17 protein-coding genes, 1 tRNA gene and 2 pseudogenes are annotated in these 20,143 nt (G+C 66.7%); 12 read left to right on the top strand and 8 right to left on the bottom strand.

Translation table 11 applies throughout. The features are described 5' to 3' along the window. Positions 1-13 precede the first annotated feature (13 nt). Both ACZ5KW_RS14285 and ACZ5KW_RS14280 read left to right on the top strand, forming a co-directional pair. On the top strand, positions 14-2,425 hold the full coding sequence (locus tag ACZ5KW_RS14285; protein ID WP_343780819.1) for an ATP-dependent DNA helicase: 2,412 nt from the start codon (positions 14-16) through the stop codon (positions 2,423-2,425). A gap of 83 nt (positions 2,426-2,508) precedes the next feature. After that, the gene (locus tag ACZ5KW_RS14280) at positions 2,509-2,661 is read left to right on the top strand and encodes a hypothetical protein (RefSeq protein WP_343780821.1); all 153 of its coding nucleotides are present in this window, start codon (positions 2,509-2,511) and stop codon (positions 2,659-2,661) included. A gap of 24 nt (positions 2,662-2,685) precedes the next feature. On the opposite strand, the gene ACZ5KW_RS14275 is transcribed toward ACZ5KW_RS14280, so the two are convergent. From ACZ5KW_RS14275 to ACZ5KW_RS14265, 3 genes are all read right to left on the bottom strand, one after another. After that, positions 2,686-3,861 carry a M24 family metallopeptidase gene (locus ACZ5KW_RS14275; protein ID WP_343780823.1) on the bottom strand — a complete coding sequence of 392 codons (1,176 nt, stop codon included), beginning with the start codon at positions 3,859-3,861 and terminating at the stop codon, positions 2,686-2,688. Between the two features lie 107 nt (positions 3,862-3,968). After that, complete coding sequence (locus ACZ5KW_RS14270; RefSeq protein WP_343780826.1) at positions 3,969-4,580, bottom strand: translation initiation factor IF-2 subunit beta; 612 nt, start codon at positions 4,578-4,580, stop codon at positions 3,969-3,971. Between the two features lie 77 nt (positions 4,581-4,657). Further along, positions 4,658-4,849, bottom strand: a complete 192-nt coding sequence (locus ACZ5KW_RS14265; protein WP_343780830.1) for a hypothetical protein — start codon at positions 4,847-4,849, stop codon at positions 4,658-4,660. 384 nt (positions 4,850-5,233) lie between these two features. Between ACZ5KW_RS14265 and ACZ5KW_RS14260 the strand changes: the two genes are divergently transcribed. After that, positions 5,234-5,893 (top strand): hypothetical protein, encoded by a 660-nt coding sequence (locus tag ACZ5KW_RS14260; RefSeq protein ID WP_343780832.1) that lies wholly within the window; start codon positions 5,234-5,236, stop codon positions 5,891-5,893. An 811-nt stretch (positions 5,894-6,704) separates the two neighbouring features. Here the strand turns inward: ACZ5KW_RS14260 and ACZ5KW_RS14255 are convergent. Beyond that, positions 6,705-7,339 (bottom strand): annotated as a pseudogene (locus tag ACZ5KW_RS14255) (IS6 family transposase). A gap of 395 nt (positions 7,340-7,734) precedes the next feature. Here ACZ5KW_RS14255 and ACZ5KW_RS14250 point away from each other — a divergent pair. Together ACZ5KW_RS14250 and ACZ5KW_RS14245 are read left to right on the top strand one after the other, a co-directional pair. After that, positions 7,735-8,352: a DUF7344 domain-containing protein gene (locus ACZ5KW_RS14250; RefSeq protein ID WP_343780834.1), complete on the top strand. Its 618-nt coding sequence runs from the start codon at positions 7,735-7,737 to the stop codon at positions 8,350-8,352. 31 nt (positions 8,353-8,383) lie between these two features. Beyond that, positions 8,384-8,899, top strand: a complete 516-nt coding sequence (locus ACZ5KW_RS14245) for a hypothetical protein (protein ID WP_343780836.1) — start codon at positions 8,384-8,386, stop codon at positions 8,897-8,899. 120 nt (positions 8,900-9,019) lie between these two features. Here the strand turns inward: ACZ5KW_RS14245 and ACZ5KW_RS14240 are convergent. Then, positions 9,020-9,094: transfer RNA gene (locus tag ACZ5KW_RS14240), tRNA-Met, on the bottom strand. Positions 9,095-9,265: 171 nt separating this feature from the next. Beyond that, positions 9,266-9,508 (bottom strand): hypothetical protein, encoded by a 243-nt coding sequence (locus tag ACZ5KW_RS14235; RefSeq protein ID WP_343780838.1) that lies wholly within the window; start codon positions 9,506-9,508, stop codon positions 9,266-9,268. Between the two features lie 99 nt (positions 9,509-9,607). Here ACZ5KW_RS14235 and ACZ5KW_RS14230 point away from each other — a divergent pair, with 99 nt between their 5' ends. Continuing rightward, positions 9,608-11,224 (top strand): long-chain-fatty-acid--CoA ligase, encoded by a 1,617-nt coding sequence (locus tag ACZ5KW_RS14230; protein WP_343780841.1) that lies wholly within the window; start codon positions 9,608-9,610, stop codon positions 11,222-11,224. 135 nt (positions 11,225-11,359) lie between these two features. Here the strand turns inward: ACZ5KW_RS14230 and ACZ5KW_RS14225 are convergent. Continuing rightward, positions 11,360-11,737 (bottom strand): annotated as a pseudogene (locus ACZ5KW_RS14225) (DUF5779 family protein); the annotation flags it as partial. A gap of 133 nt (positions 11,738-11,870) precedes the next feature. Between ACZ5KW_RS14225 and ACZ5KW_RS14220 the strand changes: the two are divergent. From ACZ5KW_RS14220 to ACZ5KW_RS14200, 5 genes are all read left to right on the top strand, one after another. After that, positions 11,871-12,596, top strand: a complete 726-nt coding sequence (locus ACZ5KW_RS14220; protein WP_343780846.1) for a DsbA family protein — start codon at positions 11,871-11,873, stop codon at positions 12,594-12,596. A 94-nt stretch (positions 12,597-12,690) separates the two neighbouring features. Next, positions 12,691-13,968 (top strand): MFS transporter, encoded by a 1,278-nt coding sequence (locus tag ACZ5KW_RS14215; protein WP_343780848.1) that lies wholly within the window; start codon positions 12,691-12,693, stop codon positions 13,966-13,968. A gap of 88 nt (positions 13,969-14,056) precedes the next feature. Beyond that, positions 14,057-14,830, top strand: coding sequence for a prephenate dehydrogenase (locus ACZ5KW_RS14210; RefSeq protein ID WP_343780850.1), 774 nt, complete (start codon positions 14,057-14,059; stop codon positions 14,828-14,830). A gap of 3 nt (positions 14,831-14,833) precedes the next feature. Next, complete coding sequence (locus ACZ5KW_RS14205) at positions 14,834-16,291, top strand: small ribosomal subunit Rsm22 family protein (protein WP_343780852.1); 1,458 nt, start codon at positions 14,834-14,836, stop codon at positions 16,289-16,291. A gap of 182 nt (positions 16,292-16,473) precedes the next feature. Further along, positions 16,474-17,328, top strand: coding sequence for a ZIP family metal transporter (locus ACZ5KW_RS14200; protein ID WP_343780854.1), 855 nt, complete (start codon positions 16,474-16,476; stop codon positions 17,326-17,328). 74 nt (positions 17,329-17,402) lie between these two features. Here the strand turns inward: ACZ5KW_RS14200 and ACZ5KW_RS14195 are convergent, their stop codons facing one another. Continuing rightward, positions 17,403-18,122, bottom strand: a complete 720-nt coding sequence (locus ACZ5KW_RS14195; RefSeq protein WP_343780856.1) for an SOS response-associated peptidase — start codon at positions 18,120-18,122, stop codon at positions 17,403-17,405. A 265-nt stretch (positions 18,123-18,387) separates the two neighbouring features. Here ACZ5KW_RS14195 and ACZ5KW_RS14190 point away from each other — a divergent pair, with 265 nt between their 5' ends. Then, a complete protein-coding gene (locus ACZ5KW_RS14190) occupies positions 18,388-20,139 on the top strand; it encodes an alpha/beta hydrolase family protein (protein ID WP_343780859.1) in 1,752 nt (583 codons plus the stop codon). Positions 20,140-20,143: the final 4 nt, after the last annotated feature.

Genomic DNA, 20,143 nt, shown 5'->3' with positions numbered 1-20,143 from the left:
GTAACTCGCGTCCGTGACCGATTCGCCCCCGTGGGCCGACTTCTTCGGCCACCCCGAACCCTACCCTGAACAGGCGGACGGCATCGACGCCGCCGTCGACGCCGCCGCGGACGGCGGCTTCCTCGCGCTGGAGGGCGCCTGCGGGACGGGGAAGACGATGCTCGCGCTCACCGCCGGGCTCGACCGCGTCCGCGACCCCGGCTCCGACTTCGAGCGCATTTTCGTCCTCACGAGCGTCAAACAGCAACTGCGCCAGTTCGAGACGGATCTCCGGACGATAAACGAGAACCTCCCGAGCGACTACGACCCCGTCTCGGGACTCACGCTGGTCGGCAAGGCGGACGTCTGTCCGTACGCCCGGGAGAACCGCGGCGGCATCGACCGCGAGAACGTGTACGAGCGCTGCGAGGGGCTCCGCGAGCGCACCCGGAACCTCGTCGGCGACGGCGGCGCGACGACGACGTCGAACCTCGTGAGCGAGGCGCGGAGCCGGCAGGTCGGCCTGCTGGACTCCGGCTCCGCCGCGAGCGGCGCGTCCGGTCCGAGCGAAGCGTCCGGTCCGAGCGAAGCGTCCGACGGGAGCGGTGCGCCCGACGCGGACTACCTCTCCGTCGACGGCGAGCCGACGCCGTACCGCCCCGACACCGAGGAGTACGACGGGACCGAGTTCTGCCCCTTTTACGCCGGGTTCCTCGATGACCTCCCCGACGACGGCGACCCGGCCGAGGCGGTCCCGTTCGACGTGACCGAACTCGGCCACGTCGACGCCGACGAACTCGTCCGGCTCGCGGCCGGTCACGGTTCGTGTCCCCACTCGGTCATGGGCGCGCTCGTGCCCGAGGTCGAGGTCGTCATCGGCAACTACTATCACGCCTTCGACCCGGTGACGACCGGGACGTTCACCGGCGCGCTCCTCGACGACTCGACGTTCGTCGTCTGCGACGAGGCGCACATGCTGGAGCCGCGCGTGCGCGACCTCGTGAGCGACGCGGTCGCGGACGCGAGCCTGCGCGACGCGGAGAACGAGCTCACTCGCGTCGTCCAGCCGCTGTCGTTCGAGAGCGCGGGCGCGGAGTCGGACGACGCCGCACTCGTCCGCGGCGAGCTGGACGACGCCGACGTGACCGTCGAGGAGATAGAGGCCGTCCGGGCGTTCTACGCGGACCTCCGCGGCGAACTCGACCGGCGCGTGACCGCGTACCTCGACCGCGAGCGGCCGGACTGGCGGGCGTCGATGCGCGACCTCGACGACGGCGAGATACCGCTCCGCGACCCCGAGGAACCGGGCGAAGACGAGATCACGGCGTGGGCGGACCGCGGGGGACACGACGAGCGCGTCTGGGCGCGCGCAGAGCAGGTGGGTGCGGTCGTCAAGCGCGTCCTCGACTCGCTCGAAGACGAGGACAAACAGCGGGCCGCGCCCGGCGTCGGTCGCACCCTCAACGCGTGGTACCGCGAGGGCCACACCGACTTCTTCCGCGCGATCGAACTCGAACGCACGTTCGACGAGGCCGAGCCGCCGGACTCGTGGCGACGCGCGTACAACGCGCGGCTCGCGCTCCACAACTGCCTGCCGAGCGAGCCGATCGGCGACCGGCTGGCGTCGTTCGGCGGCGGCGTCCTCATGAGCGCGACGCTGGAGCCGATGGACCTGTTCCGCGAGGTCACCGGGCTCGACCACTTGGAGGAGCGCGGCCGCCCGGTCGTCGAGCGGACCTACGGGCTCTCCTTCCCCGAAGAGAACCGTACGAGCCTCGCGGTCGACGCGCCGAAGTTCACCCACCAGAACCGAGGCGCCCCCGGCGAGGAGAACCCGACCCGGCTCGCGCACGTCGACGCGACGGCCGCCGTCGCGCGCCGCGGGGGGAACGTGCTGGTCGGCACCCCGAACTACGCGGAGGCGACGTGGATGGCCGAGGCGCTCGCCGACCGGCTCGAGAAGCCGGTCCTCTTAGACGAGTCCTCCGGCGACCGCGAGACGGAGTCGCTGAAGGACGACTTCTTCGCCGGCGAGGGCAAGGTGCTGGTGACGAGTCTCCGCGGGACGCTCACCGAGGGTGTCGACTACCGCGGTGACCGGCTCGCCGCCGCCGTCGTCTGCGGCGTCCCGATAATCAACACCGCCCAACCGCGGACGCGGGCGGTGATCGCCGCCTACGACCGCCGGTTCGAGTCCGGCTTCGAGACGGCGCTCACCGTTCCCGCCGTCCGGAAGGCCCGACAGGCGGTCGGGCGCGTCATCCGCGGCCCCGACGAGCGCGGCGTCCGCGTGCTGCTCGACGCCCGGTACGCTCGCGACTCGTGGAACGGGGTCCGAGAGTACCTCCCTGACCACGAGCGCGAGGAGTTCCAGCCGGTGAGTCCGGACATGGTGGAGGTCGCGCTCGACCGGTTCGAATCGCGGCTCCCGGGCGCGAGCGAGTGACGAGCGGACTCGACCGCCGGTACGGCTTGATTACCCGTCCGTAGGTGGCTCGTAACTATGCCATCGAAAGCGGTGAATGAGGTATGAGCACATCCGCCCCGAGCGAGCTACACCACCTCGTCTGTCGTGAGTGCGCCTTCGAATGCCTGCTGGACGCCGCCAGCGACGCGGACGCGCTCAGACGCGACCACGCCGTTGAAACCGGTCATAAGGTAGTCACCAGCCGGGTCGCGTAGCGGGCGGGCAGCGGCGGCCGCGCTTCAGACGACGTTCGAATCGATGTCCCGCGGGAAGTTGGTGAGCTGCTCCGTTCCCGATTCGGTGATCGCCACCGTGTCGGAGTGGCGGTAGCCGTACTCGTCGGTGTAGAGTCCGGGCTCGATGGTGTACACGTGCCCGGGTCGCATCACGGCGTCGTCGCCGTCGTACCGGTCGTCCCAGCCGCGGTCGATGTACGGCGGCTCGTGGCCGCCAAGCCCGATGTTGTGGCCGACGTGGTGTTGCGCCAGCCTCGTCACGCCCTGCTCGTCGAAGTAGTCCCACACGACTTGGTCGACTTCGGCCACGGGGACGCCCGGGCCGAGCGCGTCGATGGCGAGCGTCTGCGCCTCCAGCATGAGTTCGAAGTAGTGTTCCTGTTCGTCGGAGTAGTCGCCGACGAACATCGTCCGTTCGAGCTCCGAGCGGTAGCCGTCGACGTTCGCGGTCGCGCCCGTGACGAGCACGTCGCCCTCGGAGAGCCGCTCGTTCGGGGTGTGACCGTGCGGGAGCGCGGTCTCCTCTCCCGAGATGTAGCCGGCGTGGACCGGGCCGTCGCCGCGGACGCGGACGCTGTAGTCGTCACCGAGCGTGTCGAGCATGGCGCGGGACGCGTCGGTCGACGCGCGCTGCGAGACGGTCGCGGGGTGCGCGCCCGGCTCGGAGTAGTCGGCGAGGTAGCGGTGCCCGAGGTTCGCCCACTTCGCCGACTCGCGGATCAGGTCGACCTCGCCGTCGGACTTCGCCCAGCGCATCCGGTCGACCCACGACTGCGACTCGACGTCGACCGAGTCGGAGAACGCGGGCCCTTCGTACCCCATCACGCCCAGCGGTCCGTCCGCGTCGGCGGCGACGGCGTCGACGCCGAGGCCGTTCAGCATCTCGACGGCGACCTCGACGGGGGCGCCGCCGGGGTAGTCGAAGTAGTCGTGGACGGCGTCGATCCGCGGGTTCGGCGAGACGCGCTCGACCTCCAGCCGCGGGACGGTTATCTCCACCCGGTCGTCGGTGACCGCGAGGACGACCGGGCGCTCCGTCTGGATGTGATGGAAGCCGGTGAGGTACTCGATCGCCGTCGCGCCGACCCACGTCGCGGCGTCGGCGTCCGTCTCGGCGAGCCGGTCTCGGACCGCGGCGAGCCGGTCCTCGAAGGCCGACTCGGGGAGTCGCGTGGCCATGGATGACGATACGCGAACGGCCGCATAAACGGTCGGGTAGCGGAACGCCGGTCACCGGGGCCCGGCGGTCGTCGTCGCGAAACGAACGGCGCGACGGCGGCGTCCGCTCAGTTCTCTCGGCGGGCGAACGCGAGGTTGCCGGAGACGTTCTTGATGTAGGCGGTCACGGTCTCGCCCTCCTGTGCGCCGGGGACGAAGATGGTGTACTCGCCGCGCTCGGCGACGCCGTCGCCCTTGCGGCCGGTGCCGACGATCTCGAGTTCGTACGTGTTCCCGGACTCGACGGCGTCCTCCTGTCGCTGAGTGTTGGAGGTGTTCTGTTTCGCGACCGGCCGGAACGCGCCGCAGGCCTCACAGCGGAGCATCGGGGTCCGGTTTTCGGTCTCCAGTCGGGTGTCGGGGAGGCCACACTCCGAACAGGTGACGAACGACTCGATGTACGAGTCGATCGCGGCCTGGAAGTCGCGCTCGCGGAAGTTCCCGCTGTAGCGGGCGCGCCCGTCCTCGTACTGTCCGGCCGTGCCGAGCTCCTGTTGGATCTTCGAGTGGACGTGTTCGGGGTCGCGGCTCAACGCGTCGGCGATCCCGGAGAGGTTCGTCAGGCGGGTGAACGCCCCGTCCTTCTGCCATTCGGGGTCGGGCACTGACAGTCGCTCGTCGGAACCGCCCAGATCCGGTACCTCCTCCATCGCGCGGTCGAGGCTCGATTCGTAATCCATACGAGGAGGAACGACAGGCCGACGGAAATCGCTTCCGGGTTTCGGAGAGCGGCTTCGTCCGCCCTCGTCGCCCGCGCTCACAGGGCCGCCCAGAGCAGTCCTGCGGCGAAGAAACAGGCGAAGAGGTACGCGAGGGCGACGAGGACGTTCCGCTTGGGAGCGTTCGCGGCCGCCCCGGGAACGCGCCTCGCGAGTGAGCCGAGCGGGACCGGACGACTCGCGGAGGTGTGACTCGCGTCGTCGTCCGTGTTTTCGTCGATCACGATCATGTAGTCCCGCCCGCGACGCTTAGTTATATTCGGATGTACGTCGGCCTAAGCCGGTATTACCGACTCTTACGCGTTTGTCTCGAACGGCTCGTTTCGCACTCTGTCCTCGAACGAGAGCGAGTATGTCGGCCGTCCTGTCGGACGGACGATTACGATCGGCTTACGGGAAATCCGTCTGGCGTTTCTGGGGTCGGAATCCTCGCTTACCGTTTCGTACGCTGACCCGGACGAGAAACAGCCTCGGACTGGTGGCGCAACAGGCTGCTCAGACTAGTAACGGTCCCTTCCCTCGTGTTTCGTGAGTGCTCGGGGCCGACGCGGTGGATCGACGGTTCGGATATCGATCCGCGTGTCGCCCCCGCGCACCAGACAGGTGACAACACTATGCAACGACGCAAGATATTGGCCGGACTTGGATCGCTCGCCGCCGGTGGGGCGGCTGCACTAGGAAGTGGTGCGTTTAGCAGCGTTACTGCTTCGCGTAGTGTCGCAGTTACTGTTACGGGAGACGCACAAGCATATCTTAGCTTGGAATCGCAGGACACACGTGCCTCTCAGGCTAGCAATGGAGAATTAGAACTTGATTTTTCAAGTTCAAATAATGGATCTTCCGGATTAAATCCTAATGCAAGGACGGCATTCTTGAATGTTTTCTCTATAGAAAATCAGGGTGATGATGATGTTGTTATTGGTATTGTCAAATCAGATTCTGCGTATGAAGATCCAAGTAGCGCTCCAAATCTAATTGCTGATATAAACGGGATCGACACCGCGTATATTTATAATGAACCAGAAACCGGGCCCGGAACCGGAGGGTCGGGACTTTCAGCGTCTGGTGGAGGAACTGGTGTCATTAATATTGACTCTGGAGGAAGACCAATTCTTAAATCACGAGGGAATGTCTTTGATGCAATTCGTCTGAGCCCAGGTGAAGGTATATACGTTGACTTTACATTTATCACTAATAATCAGTTGGGTAATTTCTCTGCTCAGATGCCTATTGTTGCTGTTCAACCCGGTTCTAGTCGAGATGAAACCACATAAGTACTAATACTCCGATTTACAATTTATCGGTATTTGACTATATTTTCTAACCGAGAAATTCCTATTCAGAATGTTCATTTAAAACCAAATCTGATAATTAAATATGTTGATAACTCTGTGGCAGTCGTAAAGCACAATCTGATATATTCCAATCGGATTATGATTACCAATCTCTCACGCCTCTTTGCCAGAATTTCGACACTGCTCAATTAGATCTATAGGAAGATTGAATAATTCATGTGTTATTATATTTATTTCTATCGTATTAGTAATATATTACGCTGATCCAGTCGGCCGCCGAGTCCTGTGAAATATCACTAAGCATCGATTCAAGCTGGTGTGGTGGTTTGCCTTCTATCCCGGCCAATAATGCACGAGCCGTGTACTTGGATCCACAATTAAGAGTGACTAATTCTGACCATCTTCAGCGGGATTACACCTCAATTTCGGACTTGTACTCCGCAGTCGGCAGCCTCATCCGAACCCATACGGAATCCAATATCTCCGACAACGTGATGTTCTCCATCGGTCCCGTCTCGGGCAATAGATTGTCGCAGAGAATCAGCTCGTTCTCCCGCATGATCGACCGGTTATTATCAGATACCTACCGGTACGAGGTCGTCGATGGCAACCTCCTTCTCACAGTTGTCGTCGGGATAGCCGAAGGAAACCCCTTGAGGGGTCACGTGTCGAGAACCGCCTCGACGAGGCGCATGTACCACCGGAAGATAAAGAGTTTGCCCTTATCGCCGGAGACGAAACGAATACATCTATTTCGGCCACGTGCGACGGGCAGTCCTGACCCTCGTGTTCAGATAAGCTGATTCCATGCGAAAGCGAACGATCTCAGCCACTCGTCAGCAGTTTCTGCTTGAGCGTTGCTGAAACAATTTGAGAAACAGATAGTTCTACGCTTTACCTCACGAAAGACACGTTCGACACTATTCCGATTTCCATGTCGTTCGTATCTGAAATCCAGATCGTGTTTGCGACAAGCTCGCTGAAGTGAAGATGCGCCATCAACGAGAAAAACTGCGTCATCTACGTCGTGTTTTTCACAGAGTTCAGCAAAAGATAGATCTGCAAAAGCATTATTTCTCGTGGATTCAAGCTTTGTGTGTAGTAGATCGTTCGACTTTGGATCGACGGCAGCGTACAGCCAATACTGTTCACCGTCAAGCTGAATCACAATCTCATCAACCGCAACGTGATTAGGGCTCCGACTGTTTCTGGCTGTAAATCGGCTTTATCACCCCAGTTATGAACGGTAGATCGAACCCGATCAACACCGAATATCTCAAGAAACGAAACAGTATTCGAAAGCGATAATCCAGCAAGATGAAGCTGAATACTGAGCTTCATCAACAGCTTCGGTGTTGCTTCTCGCTCCACAAACTCTAAGTTGATCTCGTCTAAACAGCCGCTGAGGCGGTCGTTTTTGGGCATGAACCACTTTGAAAACGCACCGCCTCACCTTTCAATTCTTATCTGAACACCACCGGCGCAGGCGGCCTCATATATATGAGTGTTCGTATAATTTGGCTTGAACACATCAGATGTTTATTCCGGCGAGTAATACCACATATGTTCTAATATCCGGAATAACCTGTTGCGGCCTTATCCCGCAAGCCCAAGTTGTCAAGATATAAGCTAAAGCTATCTCAAACAAATTTCAGCTTATTAATTAAACGGGTGACATAACAATATACACCCAGTATAGACACCCTCCTGAATAGGACGACTCGGTACAATCGATGCGACGACGAGACGGTTTGTCGCCGACGAATCCTACCGGTCGAAACAGCGATCTGGATCAGTGACGGAGGGGAGGGGGAGACGACGTGAGTCAGGAGAGACGGAGCCAACAACCGGACGACCCCGATACGACACCTGATCGGGACACGACGAGTGGAACAGCGCAGGGAACCGAACTCGACCGCGACGATATCTTCGACGTACTGAGCAACGGGCGGCGGCGATACGCGATCGAGTATCTCAAAGGCCACGACGAGGGGGAGACGATCGAGCTCTCCGACCTCGTGGACTACATCGCCGCCCGCGAGAACGACACCACAGTCGGGCAGGTGGACTACAAGCAGCGGAAGCGGGTGTACTCCTCGCTGCGCCAGACGCACCTCCCGAAGCTGAGCGACTGCGGACTGATCGAGTACGACCGAGACCGAGGCACGATCGGGCTCGCCGAGGGAGTCAGAGAGGTCCAGATGCACTTGGAGTACGTCCCGGCGAACGACATCCCGTGGTGTTATCACTACCTCGGACTGGCGGCCGTTCTGGGGGGCGTCGTCGGCCTCGTGTGGTTCGGCGTGTACCCGTTCAGTGACCTGACGACCGTCGGATTCGGGACGGTCCTCGTCTCGGCGTTCGGCATCTCGGCCGTGGTCCACACGGTTCACACGAAGCGGAACGAGCTGGGATCGGACTTGGAGGTCGAACGATGAGCCGGCGGCCGAGCAGCCGCCGTTCGACGTCATGACCGGCGTTCTCCGAGCGCTCGCTACCGGGCTGCTCGCGGGCGGGCTAGTGCTCGCCCTCGCCGGCACCGCCGGGTTCTCCTCGGCGACGACGGACCGCGAACTGACGGTCGCGACCGCTCCCGACGAGCGCGCGTACGTCGGCTACGACTCGCCCGACGAGATCGTGATCGACGCCGGCGGCGACGCGACTAACGGAAGCGTAGCAAACGAGAGCGAGACCGTGACGCTCGTCACCTTGACGAATCGGTTCGGCGTCGACATCGACGTCACCGGTATCGAGATCGATCGGAAGCCAGACGGTCTCAACGTCACCGTCCGGACCTTACCGTCGGGCATCTCACCGGGCGAATCGAGATCCGAAGCGATCGTGGCAGAAGCCGGGTGCGAGGACGCCTTCGAGGCCGAGCAGTTGTCCGTGACGGTCGAGGTCCGGGGGAACGACGTCGAGGCGGTCGTCTTCGGCGGCACGGGGAATCGAACGATCTCGGTCACCTGTCGGGCGGGGTCCTGAAACCCCGTCCGGGCCATACCGCCCGGCTCCGGATCGCTTTCGCCGTGCTCGTCGTCTCGGACTGACTCTTTAAGCCGAGAGTACATCGCGGCCGACGACGACGGCGGTGTCGGAGAGAAGTAGCGGGAGGTAGATTTGAACTACCGATCTCCGGGTTATGAGCCCGGCGGAATCTCCTGGCTATCCCATCCCGCTATCGTAGCACAATTGCGTGCGACTGTTAAGGGTTCTGATCCCGACGCCGGTATGCGATTCGTCCACGCGTTCGCGACGGTCGGCCACCCGCGCCGGGGCACGAATCCTCCGGACCTCCGCTTCACGGCCGCTTCGTTCACGAGCGTCCGCGTTCCCGAGCGCGTCAGCCGGTCACTCCTCGCCCGCGTCGTCGGACCCGTTCGCTTCCCGCGCCGCCACGGCCTTGGTACGGATCCGCAGCGCGAGGAGGGAGATGGCGCCGAAGCCCACGGGGACGGCGACGTCGGCCGGGTCTCCCGAGAGCGCGCGCCCCGCGGTCAACCCCGCCATCAGCGCGAACATGAACGCCACGAGTCCCGCGATCGGGACCACGTACCCCTCGGTGACCGCCGACCCGCCGGACTCGTCGCTCATCCTCTCACGATCGACGGGCGACGGTAAAAGGGTCCCGCGCCTGCCCGGTCCCTTGCGCCGGCCGCAAACGATTTCACACATCATCGATAGTGATAGACGATGCACAAGCCGCTGCTGACGACGGACTTCTTGGACCGGGCGCGTCGACACTACGGCGACGAGGAAGCCGTCCTCGCGGTCGACGGGACGCGATACACCTACGCGGAACTCGGCGAACGCGCCGATCGATTCTCGGCCGCGCTCCAGGAACGCGGTATCGAGAAGGGCGACCGCGTCGCGGTGTTGGACCCGAACACCCACTACCACTTGGAGGCCGCCTACGGCGCCATGCAGGTCGGGGCGATCCACACGCCGCTGAACTACCGGCTCACGCCGGACGACTTCGCGTACATGCTCTCGGACGCCGGCGTCGACGCCATTTACGCCGACGCCGAGTACGCCGCGAACGTCGAGGCGGTCCGCGACGAGGTGCCGACCGAGACGTTCCTCACGAACGACGCCGACGCCGTCGACGGCGACTGGGAGTCGTTCGACGCGGCGCTCGACGACGCCGACCCGGACGCGTACGAGCGTCCGGAGATGGACGAAGACGAGGTGATAACGATCAACTACACCTCTGGGACGACGGGCGACCCGAAAGGCGTCTGTCGCACGCACCGCGCCGAGACGCTCCACGCGTACCTCATCGCGATCCATCAGGAGATCACCGACGACGACGTGTACCTCTGGACGCTCCCGATGTTCCACGTCAACGGCTGGGGACACATCTACGCGATCACGGGCATGGGCGCCCGCCACGTCTGTACCCGCGGCGTCGACGTCGAGAGCGTCTTCGACCGGGTCCGGACCGAGGACGTCTCGTACTTCTGTGCGGCGCCGACCGTGCTCAACATGCTCGGCGACCACTACGCCGACCGCGGCGGCGCGACGACCGGCGCCAACGACGTGCGGGTCGCCACCGCGGGCGCCGCCCCGCCGGAAGCGACGATCCGGACCGTCGAGGAGGAGTTCGGCTGGGACCTCAAACACGTGTACGGCGCGACCGAGACGGGGCCGCTCGTGACGACCTCTGACGCGAAGCGCTACTACGAGGACGACGCCGCCGACCGGTTCTCGGTCAAGAAGACGCAGGGGATCGGCTACCTCGGCACCAACGTGCGCGTCGTCGACGAGAACGGCGAGGACGTGGCCCGCGACGGCGAGACGATCGGCGAGATCGTCGTCCGCGGCAACCAGGTGATGGACCGCTACTGGAACAAGCCCGAGGCCACCGAGGCCGCCTTCTCGGAGCGGCTGGAGGGGTACTACCACATGGGCGATCTGGCCGTCGTCGACGAGAACGGCTTCGTCTCGATCCAGGACCGCAAGAAGGACATCATCATCTCCGGCGGGGAGAACATCTCCTCGATCGAACTGGAGGACACCCTCTTCGAACACGACGTGGTCTCCGACGTCGCCGTCATCCCCGCGCCCGACGAGCGGTGGGGCGAGACCCCGAAGGCGTTCGTCGTCCCGGAGAGCGGCGACCCCGACGACGCGGGCGCGACGCCCGAGGATCTCAGGTCGTTCGTCCGCGACCGCGTCGCCGACTACAAGACCCCCGGCGAGGTGGAGTTCGTCGAGGAGCTGCCGACGACCGCGACCGGCAAGATCCAGAAGTACGAACTGCGAGAACGCGAGTGGGAGGAGGAAGACCGGATGGTCGGCGAGGGGTAACCGGAGCCGACCGCGCGGTGAGCCGTATCGAGCCGCCGAGGCGGCCGCTCAGTTCTCGCCGGTGTCCGCGCTGTCGTCCCCGTCGTTCGCCGTCTCGTCGCCCCCTGATTCACCGTTTTCGACGCCGTTGCCGTCGGCCTCCTCACCGTCGGTCTCCTCACCGTCGGTCTCGCCGGCGTCTCCCCCGTCTCCGCCGGGACCGTTCGCGTCACCGCGAGAGCCGCTCAGCCGATCGGTGTCGATGTTCACGCCGGGCGGCGTCACGACGAGGAAGCCGCGGAAGTGCATCAGGTCGCCGTCCATGTCCTTCACGTCGCGCGCGAAGCCCGCGGCGAGCTCGTTGAGGTCGCCGTCGATCGACAAGACGAGCGTGTTGCCGTAGTCGACGCTACGGACCCACTCCTCCGGGTCGGTCGTGCCGTCCAAGACGCCGAGGACGACGTCGCCGGCGCCAGCGAACGCCTCGTCCATCCGGCCCTCGGCGTCCCGCAGGTCGAGGTCCCAGTCGCTCATACGTGGGGGTCGACAGGCGACGGCAAAAGCGTTCGGGAGCCGGGCGACCGCCGTGCGAGGATATCGCTGCCCTCGACGGGTGCCCGCGCGGCAGTCACGGTGTGGTTAAGTGCGTTCCCGACCGATCGAGACTATGGAACGCACGCGGCGGTCACTGCTCGCGGCTGGTGCGACGATCGGCGTCGTCGGCGCCGCCGGCTGTCTCGGCGGTGGTGACGGCGGTGACGGTGGTGGCGGCGTTGACGGTGGTAGCGACGGCGGCGACGGCGGTGACGCCGAAACCGATCTCAGCCTCGATACGGGATCGTACGACTGTTCACTCTCCGATCCGGCCGATCCCGACCTCGACTACCGGCCGACGCTCGGGGATCCCGACGCCGACGTGACCGTACAGGTGTTCGAGGACTTCACCTGCGGCCACTGCGCGAGCTACACCCTCAACCACTTCCCGACGATCCGCGAGGAGTACGTCGACACCGGCGATGTCCACTACCAGCACTGGGACTTCCCGATCCCGGTCAACGAGACGTGGGCGGTCCCGGTGGCCAGCGCGGCCCGCGGCGTGGGCGCTCGAAACGGCGACGAGGCCTTCTTCGAGTTCGCCGGCGCGGCCTACGAGTCGCAGGGGAACTACAGCGGCGAGGCGCTCGGCGCGGCGGCCGAAGCGGCGGGCGTCGACCCCTGCGCGGCGATGACCGACGCGAAGTTCGCGACGTACGAGGAGGCCACCCAGAGCGACCGCTCCGAGGGCAGGTCGATGGGGGTCTCGGGAACTCCGGCCGTCTTCGTGAACGGGAACGTGGTCCAGGGGGGGTACGGGTCCGAGACGATCGCGGAAGCGATCGAGTCCGAGCTCTGAACGCGGGCCGGCTTTCGAGTGCGTCCGAGTCGGCGTCGGAAACGCACGCCTCGGAGCGTCGATCTTTTGCCCGTTCGCCGCCTTTTATAAGCCGATGAGCGACGACCGGCACGCCGACCCGTCCGCCGACGGAGCCGCGGCCGACGCCGCGGACCGCCGGCGACTCGGCGCGGTCGTCCTCGCGGTGCTGATCTCGCAGGTCCTCCTCTACCCGGGCGTGCCGGACCTCGTCGTCGCGCTCGGCGCGCCCGCCGGCATCGACGCCGGGATGTGGTTTCTCGTCGCCGAGTTCGGCGCGTTCGTGACGTTCGCCGTCGTCTGGGGCGCGCTCTCGGACGCGCTCGGAGAGCGGGTCCCCCTGATCGTCGTGGGCGCGTTCGGCGGCGCGGCCTCGTACGTCGCGCTCGCCTCGCTGCCCGGGCTCGGGCTCGGCTTCGAGGCCGCGCTCCTCGTCCGAGCGGTCGGCGGCGCGCTCACCATCGCCGCGTTCTCGCTGTCGATCACGCTGCTGATGGACCTGCGCGGCGGCAACGGCCGGAACATGGGCGCCGCCGGGCTCGCGATCGGGCTCGGCGCGGCGGTCGGGTCGGTCGTCGGCGGGTTTCTCGCCGATCTGGGTCCGCTGTACCCGGTGTACGCCGGCGCGGTCGTGCTGGCCGCGGCGGGGCTGCTCGCCGCGACCGTCGACGACCGGCGGCCCGCGTCGGCCGACGCGACGAGCGCCAGCGGCGCCGCGGAGACGGCAGGCTTCCGCGACGTGCTCGCCCGCGTGCGGACGACCCCCGGCCTCCTCGTTCCGCTCGCGTTCGGCTTCGTCGACCGCCTCACGGCCGGCTTCTTCGCCTTGGTCGGCGTGTACTACTTCCAGGACCCGGCGACGTTCGGCCTGTCGGCGGCCGGCGCGGGCGCGACGCTCGCGCTCTTTTTCGTCCCCTTCGCGCTGCTTCAGTCGCCGTTCGGCGCGCTCTCGGACCGGATCGGGCGCTTCCTCCCCGTGGTGGCCGGGTCGCTCGCGTACGGCGTCGTCACCGTCGGCGTCGGTGTGGCGCCCGTCTATCCGATCGCCGCGGGGCTGATGGTGCTCGTCGGGGTCTGCGGCGCGCTGATGGCCCCGGCCACGATGGCGCTCGTCACCGACCTCGTCGCCCCCGAGGTCCGGGGCGCGGCGATGGGCCTGTTCAACGTGTTCGGCTCGCTCGGCTTCCTGACCGGTTTCCTCATCGGCGGGAGCGCGACCGACGCGTTCGGCTACACGCCGGCGTTCCTCGCCGTCGGGGGGCTGGAGTTCGGGATCGCGCTCGCGCTGCTCCCGGCGGTCCGGTCTCTCTCTCCCGGCCCCGGCGTCCTCGGCCGACTCGGCGCGGAGAGCTGAGCGCGCCGCGCGTGCGATCCCGTCGCCGTTCCCGTCCGCGCCGAGGCGAGTCCTTTTACCGGGCGCGTCACCTGCGTTCGCGTAACCGATGGACCTCCTCGTCGTCGGCGCCGGTGAGATCGGGCGCTGGGTCGCCGACACCGTCTCGGCCGACGCCGCGCCCGCCGACGTGAGCGTCGCGTTCGCCGACCGCGACACGGCCGTCGCGGCCGACGCCGCCGACGGACGCGACGCGCGAACGGTTGCCGCCGACGGGGACACCGTCCACGACGTCGTCTGTCTCGCGGTGCCGATGTCGGCGGTCCCGGCCGCGGTCGAGGCGTACGCGCCCCGCGCGGAGCGGGCGATCGTCGACGTCTCCGGCGAGATGACCGACGCGATCGACGCGATGGGAGCACACGCCCCCGGGCTCGAACGCGCGAGCTACCACCCGCTGTTCGCGCCGCCGCGCGTTCCGGGGAACGTCGCGGTCGTCGTCGACGCCGGCGGCCCCGCGGTCGAGGCGATCACCGAGTCGATCGAGGCCGGCGGCAACGAGGTCTTCGAGACGACCGCGACCGAACACGACGAGGCGATGGAGACGGTTCAGGCGGGGGCACACGCCGCGGTGCTGGCGTGGCGACTCGCCGGGAGCGAGGTCCGCGAGGAGTTCCACACGCCCGTGTCGGCCGCGCTCGACGACGTCGCCGACACCGTCACCGAGGGGTCGCCCGCGGTGTACGCCGAGATACAGCGCGCCTTCGACGGCGCCGACGAGCTGGCCGACGCCGCGGCCGAGATCGCCGCGGCGGACGAGGCGGCGTTCACCGCCCTCTACGAGCGCGCCCGCGGCGACGGCGACGCGCGAGACCGACACGAGTAACCCATGATCGACAGAACAGCGGTCCGGAACAACGCGAACTACCTGCGAAACGTCAGACCGATCGACCCCGAGGAGATCGCCGAGTACATCGAGGGGACGCCGCACCCGGCGGTCGTCCGCGAGACCCTCCGCGAGGAGGCGTTCGACCTCCGGCTCCGCGAGCGCGAGGACGGGCGGTTCGTCCCGATCGAAGCGGGGCCGATCGACCCGCCGAACTGGGAGCCCGAAGCGCTCCCGGAGCGGTATTCGTTCGCGCTCGAGGACCTCCTCGTCGCGGAGTACGGCGCCAACTGGCACCGCGGGGACTCCGGCGAGGCGCTCCGCGAGCGCGTCCGCCAGCTGAAGGCCGACTACCTCTACGAGAACGACGTGGAGTACGACCGGGTCGCGGCGCTCGGCTACGCCATCTACCACCTCCCGGCCTACTACGCGACCGTCGGATACGTCCTCGACGACCTCGCCGAGAACGGGCTGCTCGACCGGACGCTCCGCGTCCTCGACGTCGGCGCGGGCGTCGGCGGCCCCGCCCTCGGCCTCCACGACTACCTCCCGGACGACGCCGCCGTCGAGTACCACGCCGTCGAGCCGAGCGACGCGACGGGCGTCCTCGACCGACTGCTGGAGGAGACTGGCCCCAACTTCCGCGCGACGGTCCACGAGACGACCGCCGAGGCGTTCCTCGGGACGGAGAAGGGCGACGCGGCCGACTCCGCGACGGAGGAGCCCTTCGATCTCGTGTTCTTCGGGAACGTGCTCTCCGAGCTCGACGACGCGGTCGCGGTCGCGGACGCGGCGCTCGACGCGCTCGCGTCCGACGGGAGTCTCGTCGCCTTCGCGCCCGCCGACCGCAACACCGCCATCGGGCTCCGTCAGATCGAGCGCGAAGTCGTCGCCTCCGGCGGCGATCCGGGACGCGACGCCGAGATCTACTCCCCGACCTTGCGGCTGTGGCCGGACGCGATACCGAGCGACCCGGGCTGGTCGTTCGACATCGCGCCAGACCTCGCGGTCCCGCCGTTCCAGCGGCGGCTCGACGAGGCCGCTGCCCGCGGCACGACCGACGAGCCGGGTGAGTTCGTCAACGTCGACGTCCAGTTCGCCTACTCGATCCTCCGCCCCGACGGGAAACGTCGGGTGGACATCGAGGCGAGCGCGGAGCGATGCGCGCGCATGGCCGAGTCGGAGCGCCACGTCACCGACCGGGTGAACCTGCTCGCGGTGAAGCTGAGTCACGACCTGAGCGAGGGCGACAACGCGCTCTACCGCGTCGGCGACGGCTCGCAGGCGACCGACCACTACCTCGTCTGTACGCGGGAGACCGCGCTGAACCGCGACCTACGGGAGGCCGGCTACGGCGCGGTCGTCTTCGTCGAGAACGGGCTCGTCCTCTGGAACGAGGACGAGGGCGCGTACAACGTCGTCGTCGACGACGAGACGGTCGTCGATCTGGTCGCGTCCTGAACCGGCCGCGGCGCTCGGTTGCGGAACGCGTCTCTCACAGCTTCACCGCCCCGAATTGCCGAATAACGTGACGTTCTCGGCGCCCACCGCGATGCTAGATCTGTTCGCACCGTCAGCGTCGGTGCCAACCTCGTCCGAACGACGCGCATAGGTATAAGCACCTCATGGATAAACGGCGTGTAATGGCGTTTGGACTCACCGAGACGTTCGTCCGTGTCGTCGGGACATCACCAGTGGTGCAGGCGCTCGCCGGCGGTATCGTCATCGCTTTCTTGAACCTCTTCGGCGCGTCGCTTATCCTCGTCTGGCGGGACCCGTCCGAACGGGCCCTCAACGGGTTGCTCGGGTTCGCGGCCGGCGTGATGCTCGCGGCGGCCTTCACCAGCCTCATAATCCCCGGTATCGAGGAGTACTCCGGCGGAAACCCCATTCCAACGCTTGTCGGCGTGGGCATCGGCGCGCTGTTTCTCGACCGGGCGGACGCACTCGTCCCCCACGCACACTATCTGTTGACCGGGGCCCGTCGAACGGACGCGGCGAAGCCGAGCGAGACGCTTCCGGTCTCCGACCAGCGGGTGGCCGGAGTGGTCCTGTTCATCTTGGCTATCACGCTACACAACATGCCCGAGGGGTTAGCCGTCGGCGTCGGGTTCGGCGCGGCCGCGGGGGATCCGGCGCAGCTCGGGAGCGCGCTGTCGTTGATGCTCGCGATCGGCTTCCAGAACGTCCCCGAGGGGTTGGCCGTCTCCGTGGCCGCGATAAACGCCGGCCTCGACCGTCGGCTGTACGCCGCCGTCGCCGGGATTCGGGCGGGCGTCGTCGAGATACCGTTAGCGGTCCTCGGGGCCGTCGCCGTCGCGACGATCGAACCGCTGCTCCCGTACGCAATGGGGTTCGCCGCGGGGGCGATGTTGTTCGTGATCTCGGACGAAATCATCCCCGAGACGCACAGGAGCGGGTTCGAGCGCACGTCGACGCTCGGGCTCATGGCAGGCGTCATCATCATGCTGTACCTGGACATCTCGCTGGCCGCCTGAGCCCCTTTCAAACCGACCGCGCCGGACTCGGCCACCGCGTCCACGAGGCGGCCGTGACCGACACCGCCGCGTTCTCAGGGCTGTTCGATCAGCTCGGGCCCGTCGACGCTCGGCGAGTTCACTCGCGTCGACACCGGGTGCGCCGTGAGGTCGTCGCTCGGGTACGGGTCGAGGAGGGCGGCCGCTTCGTCCGCGTCACCTCGGAGCCACGCCGCCTCCTCGCCCGCGTCGGGATCGAGGATCACCGCCATGCGGTGATGGAGGTCGGCGACGAGGTCGTTCGGCTCGGTGGTCACGATCGCGAACGACTCGACGACCTCCGGGTCGTCGGTGTCCTCGTCGCCCTCGCTCCCGCCGCCGAAGGCGTCGAGTCCGGTCTGGGTCGTCTCCGGCGTCGGCGGCTCCCACCGCTCGTAGAGACCGGCCATCGCGAACGGCCGGTCGTCGTCGAAGGCGACGCGGTAGGGCGTCTTTCCCGAGCCGCGGTCCCCGCCGACCCACTCGTAGAACCCGTCGGCCGGGACGAGACAGCGCCGCCGCTCGAAGGCGTCGGCGAAGCTCCGCTTCTCGCGGACCGTCTCGGCGCGGGCGTTGATGAGGTCGAACGACTCGTCGGCCCACGACGGGGTCAGCCCCCACGTCATCCGCGACGCCTCGTCCGGGTCCTCGTCGGTGATCACGGGAAGCGACTGTCCCGGCGCGCAGTTGTAGCTCGGCTCGCGGGCGCCGAAGTCGGCGTCGAACCGCGCCGCGAGGTCGGCGGCGGGGGTGAAGAGGGTGTAGCGGCCACACATGAGACGACGGTAGGGCGGCGGACAGTTAAATTCGTGACGCGGCACGACGCTTTCGCGGCCGGTCACCGCCAGGCGGGTCGCCCGTTCTGCCGCGTGTGACTCGGCCTCTCAGTGAGCCGGAGTGAGTCGGGACCGAGGCCCTTCGCCTTCATTGCCTCTGTCGCGGTACGGCGGCCCTCTCGGGTCGGTTAATCCGGGGAGCGTCCGTTTCGCCCACCTTTTTATATAATTAATATTCATGATTAACCTACGGTTGTCGATAAAGATGAACAAGAGAACGCTCGTACTGTTTGGCGCAGCGATCGGGTTGGTTCTCGTCGGCGGCGTCGTGGGGTGGTGGGGTCACACCGCCGGCGGCGACGTGACGATCCAAGAGACACAGATCGAGACGGAACAGGGAACGATCGACGGGTACCTCTACGTCCCGCCCGAGGCCGCGGCGGACGACCTGGCCCCGGGAGTGCTCGCGATCCACGGGTACATCAACAGCAAGGAGACGCAGGCCCCGTTCGCGATCGAACTGGCCAGACGAGGTCACGTCGTGTTGGCCATCGACCAGACGGGGCACGGCTACTCCGACCCGCCGGCGTTCTCGCAGGGCTGGGGCGGTCCGCCCGCGCTCGAGTACCTCTCGGAACACGAACTCGTCGACCCCGACCGGATCGCGATCGAAGGCCACTCGATGGGCGGGTGGGCGTCGGTCGCGGCGGCCGCCGCGCATCCGGACTCGTACGAGTCGATGGTTCTCGCCGGGTCCGCTACCGGGTCGTCCGGCGCGCCGACCGGTAACGCGACCTTCCCGCGGAACCTCGGCGTGGTGTACGCCGAGTACGACGAGTTCCACCGACTGATGTGGGGAACCGAGTCCGCGCCGGCCACGCCGGGAAGCGAGAAGCTTCAGAACGTCTTCGGCACGGACGAGCGGATCGAGACCGGCCGGATCTACGGCGACTTCGAGGCGGGGACCGCCAGGGCCCTCTACCAGCCCTCGACGACCCACCCCGGAACGCACCACTCGCCCACCGCCGTCGCCCACGTCGTGGAGTGGATCCAGCGGACCACGGGCGGTGACACGACGCTCGACCCGGACGACCAGATATGGCACTGGAAGGAACTCGGCACCGCCGTCTCGCTCTTCGGCGGCTTCCTGTTCCTCTTCCCGGTGATCGGGACGCTGTCCGGAACGGGGCCCCTCGCGTCGGCGACGCGGCCCCTCCCGGAACCGGTCGCGGAGCGTGATCGCGGCTGGGGGCTCTCGGTCGCCCTGACCGCGCTCCTCCCGGTGGTGACCTACTACCCGCTGATGCTCCTCGGGAGACAGGGGCTCCCGGTGACCGCGCTGACGCCGCAAAACGAGACGAACGGGATCGCCGTGTGGATGCTGGGGAACGCGGCGATCATCGCCGCCCTCGTCGGCGTCTGGCACCTCCGTAGCGACCGGACGCTCGCCGACGCGCGAGCCCGATACGGGCTCGACACCGGCGACGGCGTCGGGACGCTGGCCAGGTCGGCCGCGATCGCCGGCGGCGTCGCGCTCGCGCTGCTCGCGCTGCTTTTCGCGTTCGACGCGGTCTTCCGGCTCGACTTCCGGGCGTGGCTCCTCGCGTTGAAGCTCCCGAGCGCGCTCCACCTGCGAGTCGGTCTCGGCTACTTCCCGGCGTTCCTCGCCTTTTTCGTGGCGCTGGAGGTCCTGCTCCACGGCCGACTCCGGACCGCGGCGACGACCGAGTCGCTCCGGCGGGCGCTCGCCGAGAACGTCGCGCTACTCGCCGGTCCCTTCGTCGCCTTCCTCGGCGTCCAGTACGGGTACCTGTTCGCGACCGGCGCCCTCCCGGTGCCGCTCACCGCGCTCCAGACCATCATCGCCTTCCAGTTCGTCGGCGTGCTGGTCGGCGTGGGCGCGGTCTCGACGTACAGTTTCCACCGGACCGGCCGCGCGTGGGTGGGGGCCGTCCTCAACGCCCTGCTCGTGACGTGGCTCGTGGTCGCCTCGCAGGCGACTCACCTGCCCCTCTGACGGG

The organism is Halorubrum ejinorense (assembly GCF_055389685.1).
Note: the sequence above shows the minus strand (reverse complement) of the source record. Positions and strands in the feature narration are given on the sequence as shown.